Origin of the sequence: Streptomyces beijiangensis (assembly GCF_017315755.1) — a bacterium.
Lineage (GTDB): Bacteria > Actinomycetota > Actinomycetes > Streptomycetales > Streptomycetaceae > Streptomyces > Streptomyces beijiangensis.
The window spans coordinates 1-13,097 of record NZ_JAFLRJ010000062.1 but is presented as its reverse complement, the minus strand read 5'-3'; the positions used below and the strand labels follow the sequence as shown (position 1 = coordinate 13,097).

14 protein-coding genes are annotated in these 13,097 nt (G+C 67.8%); 11 read left to right on the top strand and 3 right to left on the bottom strand.

From position 1 onward, the window contains the following. Positions 1-22 precede the first annotated feature (22 nt). From J0695_RS07230 to J0695_RS07185, 10 genes are all read left to right on the top strand, one after another. Positions 23-460, top strand: a complete 438-nt coding sequence (locus J0695_RS07230; RefSeq protein WP_206961018.1) for a Cg1360 family ATP-synthase-associated protein — start codon at positions 23-25, stop codon at positions 458-460. Positions 461-688: 228 nt separating this feature from the next. Further along, positions 689-1,498, top strand: a complete 810-nt coding sequence (gene atpB / locus J0695_RS07225) for a F0F1 ATP synthase subunit A (protein ID WP_206961017.1) — start codon at positions 689-691, stop codon at positions 1,496-1,498. Positions 1,499-1,580: 82 nt separating this feature from the next. Beyond that, a complete protein-coding gene (gene atpE / locus J0695_RS07220; protein ID WP_206961016.1) occupies positions 1,581-1,844 on the top strand; it encodes an ATP synthase F0 subunit C in 264 nt (87 codons plus the stop codon). Positions 1,845-1,886: 42 nt separating this feature from the next. Further along, a complete protein-coding gene (locus J0695_RS07215) occupies positions 1,887-2,432 on the top strand; it encodes a F0F1 ATP synthase subunit B (protein WP_206961015.1) in 546 nt (181 codons plus the stop codon). Continuing rightward, entirely contained in the window at positions 2,429-3,244 is an 816-nt protein-coding gene (locus tag J0695_RS07210) for a F0F1 ATP synthase subunit delta (RefSeq protein WP_206961014.1), read from the top strand. The genes J0695_RS07215 and J0695_RS07210 overlap by 4 nt, the downstream gene beginning before the upstream one ends. Before the next feature lie 96 nt (positions 3,245-3,340). Continuing rightward, the gene (atpA, locus tag J0695_RS07205; RefSeq protein WP_206961013.1) at positions 3,341-4,936 is read left to right on the top strand and encodes a F0F1 ATP synthase subunit alpha; all 1,596 of its coding nucleotides are present in this window, start codon (positions 3,341-3,343) and stop codon (positions 4,934-4,936) included. Between the two features lie 20 nt (positions 4,937-4,956). Then, positions 4,957-5,874 (top strand): F0F1 ATP synthase subunit gamma, encoded by a 918-nt coding sequence (locus tag J0695_RS07200; protein ID WP_206961012.1) that lies wholly within the window; start codon positions 4,957-4,959, stop codon positions 5,872-5,874. Continuing rightward, positions 5,874-7,316, top strand: a complete 1,443-nt coding sequence (gene atpD, locus J0695_RS07195) for a F0F1 ATP synthase subunit beta (protein ID WP_206961011.1) — start codon at positions 5,874-5,876, stop codon at positions 7,314-7,316. Before J0695_RS07200 ends, atpD begins: the two co-directional genes overlap by 1 nt. Positions 7,317-7,524: 208 nt before the next feature. Beyond that, positions 7,525-7,899: a F0F1 ATP synthase subunit epsilon gene (locus J0695_RS07190; protein ID WP_206961010.1), complete on the top strand. Its 375-nt coding sequence runs from the start codon at positions 7,525-7,527 to the stop codon at positions 7,897-7,899. 121 nt (positions 7,900-8,020) lie between these two features. Beyond that, the gene (locus J0695_RS07185; RefSeq protein WP_206961009.1) at positions 8,021-8,467 is read left to right on the top strand and encodes a DUF2550 domain-containing protein; all 447 of its coding nucleotides are present in this window, start codon (positions 8,021-8,023) and stop codon (positions 8,465-8,467) included. A gap of 96 nt (positions 8,468-8,563) precedes the next feature. Here the strand turns inward: J0695_RS07185 and J0695_RS07180 are convergent, their stop codons facing one another. The 3 genes from J0695_RS07180 to J0695_RS07170 all read right to left on the bottom strand — a co-directional run bounded on the left by J0695_RS07180 (position 8,564) and on the right by J0695_RS07170 (position 12,485). Further along, positions 8,564-10,411 carry a glycosyl hydrolase family 18 protein gene (locus J0695_RS07180; protein ID WP_372445716.1) on the bottom strand — a complete coding sequence of 616 codons (1,848 nt, stop codon included), beginning with the start codon at positions 10,409-10,411 and terminating at the stop codon, positions 8,564-8,566. A 182-nt stretch (positions 10,412-10,593) separates the two neighbouring features. After that, on the bottom strand, positions 10,594-11,241 hold the full coding sequence (locus tag J0695_RS07175; RefSeq protein WP_206961007.1) for a response regulator: 648 nt from the start codon (positions 11,239-11,241) through the stop codon (positions 10,594-10,596). Beyond that, on the bottom strand, positions 11,238-12,485 hold the full coding sequence (locus tag J0695_RS07170) for a sensor histidine kinase (RefSeq protein ID WP_206961006.1): 1,248 nt from the start codon (positions 12,483-12,485) through the stop codon (positions 11,238-11,240). The genes J0695_RS07175 and J0695_RS07170 overlap by 4 nt, the downstream gene beginning before the upstream one ends. A gap of 103 nt (positions 12,486-12,588) precedes the next feature. On the opposite strand from J0695_RS07170, the gene J0695_RS07165 reads away from it, so the two are divergent. Beyond that, the coding region (locus J0695_RS07165) for a hypothetical protein (protein ID WP_206961005.1) at positions 12,589-13,097 on the top strand (509 nt) is incomplete at its 3' end.

Sequence of the window (13,097 nt, the reverse complement as noted above, 5' to 3'; positions counted from 1 at the left end):
CACCAGAAGCGGAGCTGCCGCCATGCCGTCCAACGACGCCCAGATCCTCCTTCCCACCGCCTTGCCCAGCGCTGCCGTCGGCCTCGTCGCCGTCGCGATCAGCGGTGTGGTCACGGGCGGCAAGGGTGCGATCGGAGCCGCCGTCGGTGCAGCAGTGGTGATCGCCTTCATGGGAGCCGGACTCGTGGTGCTGCAACGCACCGCAAAGAGCTTTCCGCATCTGTTCCAGGCCATGGGGATGCTTCTCTACGTGGCCCAACTGCTGCTGCTTTTCGTTTTGATGGGCCTCTTCAAGCACACCGAGTTCTTCAACTTCAAGGCGTTCGCCTTCACTCTGCTCGCGTGCACGATCACGTGGGTCGCGGCACAGGCGCGCGCCTACATGAAGGCCAAGATTCTTTACGTCGAACCCACTCCCTCCTCGGTCGCCAAGCCCGAGACGAGCGGGTCCACGTCGTGAACGGTAGGGCCGGGATAAAACGCTGTTCGCGATGCTGCTATCGTCCGGTGCCAACTGCGGCACTGCGGGCGCGGGTATCCGAGCTGACGCCTGTCCCAGCGCGAGGCTCGATGTCGAACCGCCCCGCCCACGTCCGTAAGACCACCAGTCCAGTGCCGACCCGCGGCTGCGCGCCGCGCCGACACAACGAGGTTGCCGTACCTATGCGCCACGCTGAAGGAGCCCGCGGTGAGTGCTGACACAACGCTTGCCTTTGATGCGAGCTGCCACATTTTCTCCGGATGCGGGTTCCCGGCACCGGGCCTCCACACCTTCCTTTACGAGCCCATGTTCTCCGTGGGCGGCTTCGACTTCACCAAGCCGATGCTGCTCGCGCTGCTCGCCACGGTCGTGATCGTCGCCTTCTTCTGGGCGGCGTTCAACAAGCCGAAGCTGGTTCCCGGCAAGGTGCAGATGGTCGGTGAGGCGGGTTACGACTTCGTACGCCGCGGCATCGTCTACGAGATCATCGGCAAGAAGGACGGCGAGAAGTACGTCCCGCTGATGGTGTCCCTGTTCTTCTTCGTGTGGATGCTCAACCTCTGGTCGATCATCCCGCTCGCCCAGTTCCCGGTCACCTCGCTGATCGCCTTCCCGGCCGGTCTCGCGCTGATCGTGTACGTCGTGTGGGTCAGCCTGACCTTCAAGAAGCACGGCTTCGTCGGCGCCTGGAAGAACATCACCGGCTACGACAAGTCGCTCGGCTGGGTCATGCCGCTGGTCGTCGTGATCGAGTTCTTCTCGAACCTGATCATCCGGCCCTTCACCCACGCGGTCCGGCTCTTCGCGAACATGTTCGCCGGCCACCTGCTGATCGTGATGTTCACGATCGCCTCCTGGTACTTGATGAACGGCATCGGCATCGCCTACGGCACCGTGTCGTTCGTCATGGTCATCGTGATGACGCTCTTCGAGTTGTTCATCCAGGCCGTCCAGGCGTACGTCTTCGTGCTCCTGGCATCCAGCTACATCCAGGGCGCGCTCGCCGAGAGCCACTGAGCCAGCCCGCTTGCTCATCAGTCCAACCAGACGTCCGATGGCCAACCCCCATCGGGTCCGTGAAAGAGAAGGAAGTAACGGCATGTCCGCTGCTCTCGAATTGGTCAACCTCGCCGCTGACCCTTCCGCCAAGACCAACGTGGTCGGCAACGTCGCCTCCATCGGCTACGGCCTCGCGGCGATCGGCCCCGGCGTCGGCGTCGGCATCATCTTCGGTAACGGCACCCAGGCGCTGGCCCGTCAGCCCGAGGCTGCCGGCCTGATCCGTACCAACCAGATCATGGGTTTCGCCTTCTGCGAGGCGCTTGCCCTCATCGGCATCGTCATGGGCTTCGTCTACCAGTAAACCGGCCCGACAAGCCCAACCCCATTCATGGAAGGCACTGATGTGAACGCTCTGTTCCTTGCGGCGGAGGCGGAGACCCAGAATCCCCTCGTCCCGCATCTCGACGAGCTGGTCATCGGTCTGCTCGCCTTTGCCATCGTCTTCGGCTTCCTCGCGAAGAAGCTCCTTCCGAACATCAACAAGGTTCTGGACGAGCGCCGTGAGGCGATCGAGGGTGGCATCGAGAAGGCCGACGCGGCCAAGCTCGAGGCCGAGAGTGTGCTGGAGCAGTACAAGGCCCAGCTCGCCGAGGCCCGGCACGAGGCCGCTCGTCTGCGCCAGGAGGCGCAGGAGCAGGGTGCCGCACTCATCCTGGAGATGCGTGCGGAGGGCCAGCGTCAGCGTGAGGAAATCATCGCTGCCGGTCACACCCAGATCGAGGCCGACCGCAAGCAGGCCGCGCAGTCGCTGCGCCAGGACGTGGGCAAGCTCGCCACCGACCTGGCAGGCAAGCTCGTCGGCGAGTCCCTCGAGGACCACGCCCGGCAGAGCCGCACCGTCGATCGTTTCCTCGCTGATCTCGAGGAGAAGGCCGGGGCCGCCCGATGAAGGGCGCGAGCCGCGAGGCACTGGCTGCCGCACGGACGCGACTCGACGCACTGACCGACTCCTCGTCGGCCGAAGCGGCGACCCTCGCGGACGAGCTCGCCGCCGTCACCGCGCTGCTGCACCGCGAGGTGTCCCTGCGCCGGGTCCTGACCGACCCGTCGCAGTCCGGCGAGGCCAAGGCCGAGCTGGCAGGGCGGCTGTTCGGCAGCCAGGTCAGCGGTCCGACCGCCGATCTGCTGACCGGTATGGTCCGCTCGCGCTGGTCGCAGTCGCGTGATCTCGTGGACGCGGCCGAGGAGCTGGCGGCCACCGCCGACCTCACCGCGGCGCAGAAGTCGGGCGCGCTCGACAACGTGGAGGACGAGCTGTTCCGGTTCGGCCGGATCGTCTCCTCCTCCACCGAGCTGCGCTCCGCGCTCACCGACCGCAGGGCACCCGCCACTGCCAAGAGCGAGCTGCTGCGCAGCCTGCTCGGCGGCAAGGCGGCCCCGGTCACCGAGCGCCTGGTCGTACGACTTGTGACACAGCCCCGTGGACGTAGCCTGGAAGCGGGACTCGAGTCCCTCTCCAAGCTCGCCGCGGAGCGCCGGGACCGGATGGTCGCGGTCGTCACCTCGGCGGTACCGCTGAGCGACGACCAGAAGCTCCGTCTCGGTGGCGTACTGGCAAAGCTCTACGGCCGTCAGATGCACCTCAACCTCGACGTTGACCCCGCGGTCCTCGGAGGACTGCAGGTACGCGTCGGTGACGAGGTCATCAACGGCTCGATCGCGGACCGTCTCGACGAGGCATCAAGGCGTATGTCTGCCTAGCCGGCTGAGTCCAGCCACCAACTCAACAAGACTGATAACGGCCCGAGTTGGGCCGACGTAATTGATTCGGCTCAACAAGGAGAGCAGGGAACCCAGATGGCGGAGCTCACGATCCGGCCGGAGGAGATCCGGGATGCGCTGGAGAATTTTGTCCAGTCGTACCAGCCGGACGCGGCCTCGCGCGAGGAGGTCGGAACGGTCAGCGTTGCCGGCGACGGCATCGCGAAGGTAGAGGGTCTTCCCTCTGCCATGGCGAACGAACTGCTGAAGTTCGAGGACGGCACCCTCGGTCTCGCCCTCAACCTCGATGAGCGCGAGATCGGTGCGGTCATCCTCGGCGAGTTCAGTGGTGTCGAGGAGGGCCAGCCGGTGCGACGCACCGGTGAGGTGCTCTCCGTCGGTGTCGGCGAGGGCTACCTCGGCCGCGTTGTCGACCCGCTCGGCAACCCGATCGACGGCCTCGGCGAGATCGCAACCGACGGCCGGCGCGCACTGGAGCTGCAGGCTCCCGGCGTCATGGTCCGTAAGTCGGTCCACGAGCCGATGCAGACCGGCTACAAGGCTGTCGACGCCATGGTGCCGATCGGCCGTGGCCAGCGTCAGCTGATCATCGGTGACCGTCAGACCGGCAAGACCGCTCTGGCGATCGACACGATCATCAACCAGCGCGACAACTGGCGCTCGGGCGACGTGAACAAGCAGGTGCGCTGCATCTACGTCGCCATCGGCCAGAAGGGCTCCACCATCGCGTCTGTGCGCGGTGCGCTGGAGGATGCGGGCGCCCTGGAGTACACGACGATCGTCGCTGCTCCGGCTTCCGACCCGGCAGGCTTCAAGTACCTCGCCCCGTACACCGGTTCGGCCATCGGCCAGCACTGGATGTACGCCGGCAAGCACGTCCTCATCATCTTCGACGACCTGTCGAAGCAGGCCGACGCCTACCGCGCCGTGTCCCTGCTGCTGCGCCGTCCGCCGGGCCGCGAGGCCTACCCGGGCGACGTCTTCTACCTGCACTCGCGTCTGCTGGAGCGTTGCGCCAAGCTCTCGGACGAGATGGGCAAGGGCTCGATGACGGGTCTCCCGATCGTCGAGACCAAGGCGAACGACGTGTCGGCGTTCATCCCGACCAACGTCATCTCCATCACCGACGGTCAGTGCTTCCTTGAGTCCGACCTGTTCAACGCCGGCCAGCGGCCCGCGCTGAACGTCGGTATCTCGGTCTCCCGCGTCGGTGGCTCCGCCCAGCACAAGGCCATGAAGCAGGTCTCGGGCCGGCTCCGTGTCGACCTCGCCCAGTACCGCGAGCTGGAGGCGTTCGCCGCCTTCGGTTCCGACCTGGACGCGGCGTCGAAGTCTTCGCTGGAGCGCGGCAAGCGCATGGTCGAGCTGCTGAAGCAGGGCCAGTACCAGCCGATGCCCGTCGAGGAGCAGGTCGTCTCCGTCTGGGCCGGCACCACCGGCAAGATGGACGACGTACCGGTCGAGGACATCCGCCGCTTCGAGACCGAGCTGCTGGAGCACCTGCGCCGCGAGCGCAAGGAGCTTCTCACCTCGATCGCCGAGGGCGGCAAGATGTCGGACGACACGCTGACCTCGATCGCCGACGCGATCACCGCCTTCAAGCGCCAGTTCGAGACCTCGGACGGCAAGCTGCTGGGCGAGGACACGCCGACCGTCAACGTCTCCAAGTGACGACGGAAGGGACCTGACTCATGGGAGCGCAGCTCCGGGTCTACAAGCGTCGAATCCGTGCCGTCACGGCGACCAAGAAGATCACCAAGGCGATGGAGATGATCGCCGCCTCGCGCATCGTCAAGGCGCAGCGCAAGGTGGCGGCATCGATGCCGTACGCAACCGAGCTCACCCGTGCGGTGACCGCGGTCGCGACCGGCTCCACCACCAAGCACCCGCTCACCACCGAGGCCGAGGCCCCGGCCCGGGCCGCGATCGTCCTCATCACGAGCGACCGCGGACTGGCCGGCGGCTACTCGTCCAACGCCATCAAGGCTGCGGACCGGCTGACCGAGCGGCTGCGCGGCGAGGGCAAGGAGGTCGACACGTACATCGTCGGCCGCAAGGGTGTCGCCTACTACGGCTTCCGCGAGCGCAAGGTCGCGGAGTCGTGGACCGGCTTCACCGACAGCCCGAGCTACGCGGACGCCAAGAACGTGGCAGCGCCGCTGATCGAGGCCATCCAGACGGAGACGGCCGAAGGCGGAGTCGACGAACTGCACATCGTCTTCACGGAATTCGTGTCGATGATGACGCAGAACCCCGTCGACGACCGGATGCTGCCTCTCTCGCTCGAGAAGGTTCAGGAGGAGAGCAGCACGAAGGGCGAGATCCTTCCGCTGTTCGACTTCGAGCCGTCGGCGGAGGACGTCCTCGACGCCCTGCTGCCGCGCTACGTCGAGAGCCGTATCTACAACGCACTGCTGCAGTCCGCTGCTTCCGAGCACGCTGCCCGCCGTCGTGCGATGAAGTCGGCGACCGACAACGCCGGGGATCTCGTCAAGAGCCTCTCCCGGCTTGCCAACGCGGCCCGCCAGGCCGAAATCACCCAGGAAATCAGCGAGATCGTCGGTGGCGCCAGCGCCATGGCAGACGCATCCGCGGGGAGTGACAAGTAATGACGACCTCTGTTGAGACGGCCGTAGCCACGGGCCGCGTCGCCCGGGTCATCGGCCCGGTCGTCGACGTGGAGTTCCCCGTCGACGCGATGCCCGAGATCTACAACGCACTGCACGTCCAGGTGGCCGACCCGGCCGAAGACGGCAAGATCAAGACGCTGACCCTCGAAGTCGCCCAGCACCTGGGTGACGGCGTGGTCCGGGCGATCTCGATGCAGCCGACCGACGGTCTGGTCCGCCAGGCCCCGGTGACCAACACCGGCAACGGCATCACGGTGCCGGTCGGCGACGTCACCAAGGGCAAGGTGTTCAACACCCTCGGCGAGATCCTGAACAAGCCCGAGGCCGAGTCGGAGATCACCGAGCGGTGGCCCATCCACCGCAAGGCTCCGGCGTTCGACCAGCTCGAGTCGAAGACCGAGATGTTCGAGACCGGCGTCAAGGTCATCGACCTTCTCACCCCGTACGTCAAGGGTGGAAAGATCGGTCTGTTCGGTGGTGCCGGTGTCGGCAAGACCGTTCTGATCCAGGAAATGATCTACCGCGTCGCCAACAACCACGACGGTGTGTCGGTGTTCGCGGGCGTCGGTGAGCGTACCCGTGAGGGCAACGACCTCATCGAGGAGATGGCCGAGTCCGGCGTCATCGACAAGACGGCGCTTGTCTTCGGTCAGATGGACGAGCCGCCGGGCACGCGTCTTCGCGTCGCGCTGGCCGGTCTGACCATGGCGGAGTACTTCCGCGATGTGCAGAAGCAGGACGTGCTCTTCTTCATCGACAACATCTTCCGTTACACCCAGGCCGGTTCGGAGGTGTCGACCCTTCTCGGTCGCATGCCGTCCGCCGTGGGTTACCAGCCGAACCTGGCTGACGAGATGGGTCTGCTGCAGGAGCGCATCACCTCGACGCGTGGTCACTCGATCACCTCGATGCAGGCGATCTACGTCCCCGCGGACGACCTGACCGACCCGGCGCCGGCGACCACCTTCGCCCACCTGGACGCGACGACCGTTCTGTCGCGTCCGATCTCGGAGAAGGGCATCTACCCGGCGGTCGACCCGCTGGACTCGACGTCCCGCATCCTGGACCCGCGCTACATCGCGCGGGAGCACTACGACGCCGCGATGCGCGTCAAGACGATCCTTCAGAAGTACAAGGATCTTCAGGACATCATCGCGATCCTCGGTATCGACGAGCTGGGCGAAGAGGACAAGCTTGTCGTCCACCGCGCCCGTCGCGTCGAGCGCTTCCTGTCGCAGAACACCCACGTCGCCAAGCAGTTCACCGGCGTGGACGGTTCGGACGTACCGCTCGAAGAGTCGATCACCGCGTTCAACGCGATCTGCGACGGGGACTACGACCACTTCCCCGAGCAGGCGTTCTTCATGTGCGGTGGCATCGAGGACCTCAAGGCGAACGCCAAGGAGCTCGGCGTCTCCTGAGTCCACTGACTCACGGGACTGACAGGAGAGGGGCGGGACCCGTTCCGCCCCTCTCCTTCCACCCACGCTGTATCTCCCGGGGGGACAACCCCCGGAACCCCGGCCGAGAGGCCGGGAAGGGCCCGCGGTGTTTCGGCATCGCGCGCCCCACTAGACTTTGACCCGACACCCGGCTCAATCCGCCGGGTGGTGACCCGAGGAGCCTCCCTTGGCTGCTGAGCTGCACGTCGAGCTGGTCGCGGCGGACCGTAACGTCTGGTCCGGCGAGGCCACCCTGGTGGTCGCGCGCACCACGTCCGGCGACATCGGCGTCATGCCCGGTCACCAGCCGCTCCTCGGAGTGCTGGAATCGGGCCCGGTGACCATCCGTACCAGCGAGGGCGGCACTGTCGTCGCCGCTGTGCACGGCGGGTTCATCTCGTTCGCGGACAACAAGCTGTCGTTGCTGGCCGAGATCGCGGAGCTGGCCGACGAGATCGACGTCCAGCGCGCCGAGCGTGCGCTGGAGAGTGCCAAGTCGGAGGAGGACGCGGGCGCCGAACGGCGTGCCGATGTCCGTCTCCGCGCGGCTACGGGGCAGTGACGCCCCGCACCTGAGAGATTTGTCCTCAGCCGCGGCCCGTCCGGAATTTTCCGGAGCGGGTCGCGGCTGAGGCGATGCAGAAGCTGGTCCATGACTGCGTGAGGCGAGGAGGTCGGTGTAGATGATCCTCGCTCTGCTTGTGTGCGGCCTGGTCGTCGTGCTGGTGGCGGTGGGACTCTTCGTCTTCGGGCTGCGCCGACGGCTGATCCAGCGTTCGGGCGGCACCTTCGACTGCAGTGTCCGCTGGGACATCTCCGAGAAACCGGATCCCACGGGCAAGGGTTGGGTGTACGGCGTCGCCCGCTACAGCGGCGACCGGATCGAGTGGTACCGGGTCTTCTCGTACGCGGTGCGACCGCGCCGGATCCTGGATCGGCAGTCCATCGAGGTGGTCGCACGGCGGCTGCCCGAGGGCGAGGAGGAGCTGGCGCTTCTCTCCGACGCCGTGGTGCTCGGCTGCGTCCATCGCGGTACGCGCCTGGAGCTGGCGATGAGCGACGACGCGCTGACCGGCTTCCTTGCCTGGCTGGAGGCCGCGCCGCCCGGCCAGAGGGTGAATGTCGCCTAGGCGATTCAGGTACGTACGTACGGACTGAAGAAGCCGGGGAGAGTGGGGGCGGACCCCTCTCCCCGGCTTCCGTCCGTGTGGAGCCGGCCGCTGCTGCTAGCCGATGCTGTTGTTGACCGCGGTCACCAGCTCGCCGTTGCTGGTGTCACCGCTGAACTCCCAGACGAACGCGCCGCCCAGGCCCTGGCCCTTCGCCCAGCTGATCTTCGAGGCGATGGTGGCCGGGGTGTCGTAGCTCCACCAGTTGGTTCCGCACTTGGCGTACGAGGTGCCTGCGATGGTGCCGGTCGGCGGGCAGGACGTCTTGAGGACCTTGTAGTCCTCGATGCCCTGTTCGTACGTGCCGGGGGCCGGGCCCGTCGCCGTACCGCCCGGTGCGGCCTGGGTCACTCCGGTCCAGCCGCGGCCGTAGAAGCCGATGCCGATCAGGAGCTTGGCGGCGGGGACGCCCTTGGCCTTGTACTTGGCGATGGCGTCCGCGGTGTTGAAGCCGGCCGTCGGGATGCCGGCGTAGGAGGTGAGCGGGGAGTGCGGGGCCGTGGGGCCCTGGGCCGCCCAGGCGCCGAAGAAGTCGTACGTCATCACGTTGTACCAGTTGACGTACTGGGCCGCGCCCGCGTAGTCCGCCGCGTCGATCTTGCCTGCGTCGGAGCCGTCAGCGGTGGTGGCCGCCGTGACCAGGTACGAGGAGCCGAACTTGGCGCGCAGTGCGGACATGACGTTCTTGAAGGCAGCGGCACCGCTGGTGTCGCAGGAGAGGCCGCAGGCGTTGGGGTACTCCCAGTCGATGTCGATGCCGTCGAAGACATCGGCCCAGCGCGGGTCCTCGACCAGGTCGTAGCAGGACTGGGCGAAGGCGGCCGGGTTCTGGGCTGCCTGGCCGAAGCCGCCGGACCAGGTCCAGCCGCCGAAAGACCACAGGATCTTGAGGTTCGGGTGCAGCTTCTTCAGCTTGCGGAGCTGGTTGAAACTGCCGGCGACGGGCTGGTCCCAGGTGTCGGCGACGCCGTCGACGCTGCCGGACGCGTCATAGGTCTTCTGATAGTCGGCGTAGGCGTCGCCGATCGCACACTTGCCGCCGGTGACGTTGCCGAAGGCGTAGTTGATGTGCGTGATCTTCGCCGCGGAGCCCGAGGTCTCCAGGTTCTTGACGTGGTAGTTCCGTCCGTAGACGCCCCAGTCGGTGAAGTACCCGAGCTTGACCTTGCCGCCGGGGTTGCCGCCTCCGCCGCCCGTGGTGGTGACGGTGAGCGTGCCGGACGAGGTGCCGACCTGGTCGATCGTGTCGCGCGCCTTGACGCTGTAGGTGTACGTGGTGCCGGCGGTCAGACCCGTGTCGTTCGCCGTGGTGCCGGTCACCGTGGCGATCTTGGTCGAGCCGCGGTAGACGTCGTAGTTCTTGATGCCCTTGTCGTCCGTCGCGGCGGACCAGTTGAGCGTCAGGGTGGTGTTGGTGACGGCGCTCGCGGTCGGAGTCCCGGGCGCGGAGGGCGGGTTGTCGCCGGGGACGGTGGTGCCGCCGTCACAGGAGGCGCCGTTGAGCTTGCAGTTGGAGGGGGATCCTGAGCCCGCGCCGTTGAAGCCGAAGGAGACCGAGGCGCCGGGGGCGAGGGTGCCGTTGTAGGACTTGTTCTTGGCGGTCCAGTGGGTGCCGGACGAGGTGACATCGGCGTCCCAGGCCGAGGTCACCGAGGTGCCCGCCGGGTAGTCCCACTCGACGGTCCAGCTGCTGATGCTGGTGGTGCCGGCGTTCTTCACGGTCCAGCCCGCGCCGAAGCCGGTGCCCCAGTCGGAGGTCTTGGCGTACGTGGCGGTCGGGCCCGCGGCCTGGGCCGGGGTCGCCAGACCCACGGCCGCTGCGAGCGGGAGGAGGAGTGCGGTCAGGGCTGCGGCGTATCTGGAACGTCTTGATCTGGCGCGTCTTGATCTGAAGCGTGTGCTCAAGAGGGCTCCTCGAGTGGTGAACGGACTGAGATGGGGGTGGGTCCGCTTGCGCACTCTGCGCCGCCCTGAGGGTGCCGTGGAACTGTCTGTCATGGCACGCTCACCGCAGTGTGTGCGGTGAGCGTAGGAAGGTCTGGACCAATCGTCAAGAGGTCCAGACCGCAGCCCCCGAGAAAGCACAGTCAGAGCCCCAACTCCTGTGCCAGGACGGCCGCTTGCACCCTGCTGCGCAGTTCGAGCTTGCCCAGGAGGCGGCTGACGTGGGTCTTGACCGTCCCCTCGGCCATGGAGAGCCGGACCGCGATCTCCGCATTGGACAGCCCGCCGCCCAGACAGGCGAGCACTTCGCGCTCACGGCGGGTCAGTGCGTCCAGGATCGCGGGGTCGGGACCGTCGGCGCGACGGGCGCCGGGGCGTCCGAACTCGGCGATCAGGCGGCGTGTGACGGCGGGGGCGATGAGGCCCTCGCCGCGCGCCACGGTCCGTACCGCCTCGATCAGGTCCTTGGCCTCGGTGTTCTTCAGGAGGAAGCCGGACGCGCCCGCGCGCAGCGCGCCGAAAACGTACTCGTCGAGATCGAAGGTGGTCAGGACCAGTACGTCGGCGAGCTGTTCGGCGACGACCTGGCGGGTGGCCGAGACGCCGTCCAGGCGGGGCATCTGGATGTCCATCAGCACCAGATCGGGGCGGAGCTCGCGGGCGAGGGCGACAGCTCGCTCGCCGTCCGCCGCCTCGCCGACGACCTCGATGTCGGGGGCGCTGCCCAGGATGAGGACCAGGCCCGCCCGTACGGCGGACTGGTCCTCGGCGACCAGGACGCGGATCGTCATACGGTGGAACCCCCTTCTGTCACGGGCAGTCGGGCCCGTACCTGCCAGACCTTTCCCGCATCGCACTTCCCGGCCCCGAAGGTGCCGCCGAGCAGCTCCACCCGCTCGTGCATCCCGATCAGCCCGGCCCCGGAGCCGGGAGCGCGGGGGCCGGGGCGCTCACCGTGCGGGCTGCGCACGCACACCGTGAGCGCCGACCCCTCACGGGCGAGAGTGACGGTGACCTCGCCGGGGGCGGCGTGCTTGAGGGCGTTGGTGAGGGACTCCTGGACGATGCGGTACGCGGCGAGCTCGACCGGGGTGGGGAGCTTCTCGCCCGCGGGGCGTGCGTCGGTGAGATGCGCGTCGAGTCCGTTCGTACGGGCCTGGGAGACCAGCGCGTCGAGTCCGGCCAGCGTCGGGGCCGCGGCCGGCTCCCGGTCCCCGCTGCTGTCGCGCAGCAGGCCGATGAGCCGGCGCATCTCGGCGAGGCCGTCGACGCTGTTCTCGCGGATGACGCCGAGGGCGTCGCGGCTGGTCTTCGGGTCGTCGATGGAGAGCGCGGCGGTGGAGTGGATGGCGATGGCGGAGAGGTGGTTCGCCACCATGTCGTGGAGTTCGCGGGCCATCCGGGAGCGCTCGGCGATCACCGCCTGGGTGCGGTCCATCTCGGCGAGCAGCGCGGTCTGTTCGGCCTGCAGCCTGGCGGTGACGGCGGCCTCGCGGTGGTTGCGTACGAGAACGCCGGTGGCGGCAGGGGTGAAGGCGATCAGGCCGGTGGCGATGCCGATGAGGAGGGCGTCCGGGGTACGGAGCCAGGCGTAGCAGCCGACGGTGACGGTGATGGTGAGGAGGACCGTGACGCGGGGGATACGGCGGGCGGCGGCCGGGGTCCCGTACAGCACGGCCGCGTACATGATGTCCGTGAACATCAGGACGGTGGCGAGGTTCCCGCGGGTGAACTGGTCCGCGACCAGGGTGAGCGTGGCGAGGACCAGGGCGGTCTGCGGGGCGGTCCTGCGCAGCAGTTCAAGACCGGACATCACGAACAGCGGGACGAGGACCCAGGCTCCCGGCAGCCAGCGGCCGGACTGGCTGTGCAGGCCGATCGCCCAGAACGCGAGACCGCCGACCAGACCGGCGAGGGCGATGAGGGCGTCGTCGCGGTGCGGGCGGGGGAGTCGGCCGGGGCGGATCGTCACTCCTCCATCAAACAGGGCGCGGGACGGCACGGCCTCCGTACCCGGGGCGAGGCGCCGGTACATCGAAGGATGCAGTGCGGGTTCGTCACTGGTGACGAGGGACGGGCGCCGGACGGCTGTGACGCTTGAGGGACTGCGCTCGAAAGGGCTGTGAGAGGAGCGGGCCGTGATCGTCACACTGATCGTCATCTGCGAGGTCGGGTTCTGGGTGCTGCTGGCCGGGGGGCTGGCGCTCAGGTATCCGGCGAAGATGCCGAAGGCGGGGCTGGCGGTGCTGCTGTGCGAGCCGCTGCTCGAGGTGGTGCTGCTGGTGGTGACGGCGGTGGACCTGAAGAACGGGGCCGAGCCGGACTGGATGCACGGGCTCGCGGCGGTCTACATCGGGTTCACGGTGGCGCTGGGGCACCGGACGGTCCGGTGGGCCGACGCCCGGTTCGCGCACCGGTTCGCGGGCGGGCCGCCGCCGGTGAAGCCGCCCAAGTACGGTGCTGCGCGGGCTGTGTGGGAGTGGCAGACGGCGGCGCGGTGGACGCTGGCTTCGGTGATCGCGATCGGGCTGCTGCAGGCGGCGGTCTGGTACGTGGGCGGGGACGGGGATGTGGGGTCGCTGCGGGCGTGGCAGTCGCGGATGGTCTTCCTGATCGGGATCAATGTGGTGATCGCGGGGAGCTACAC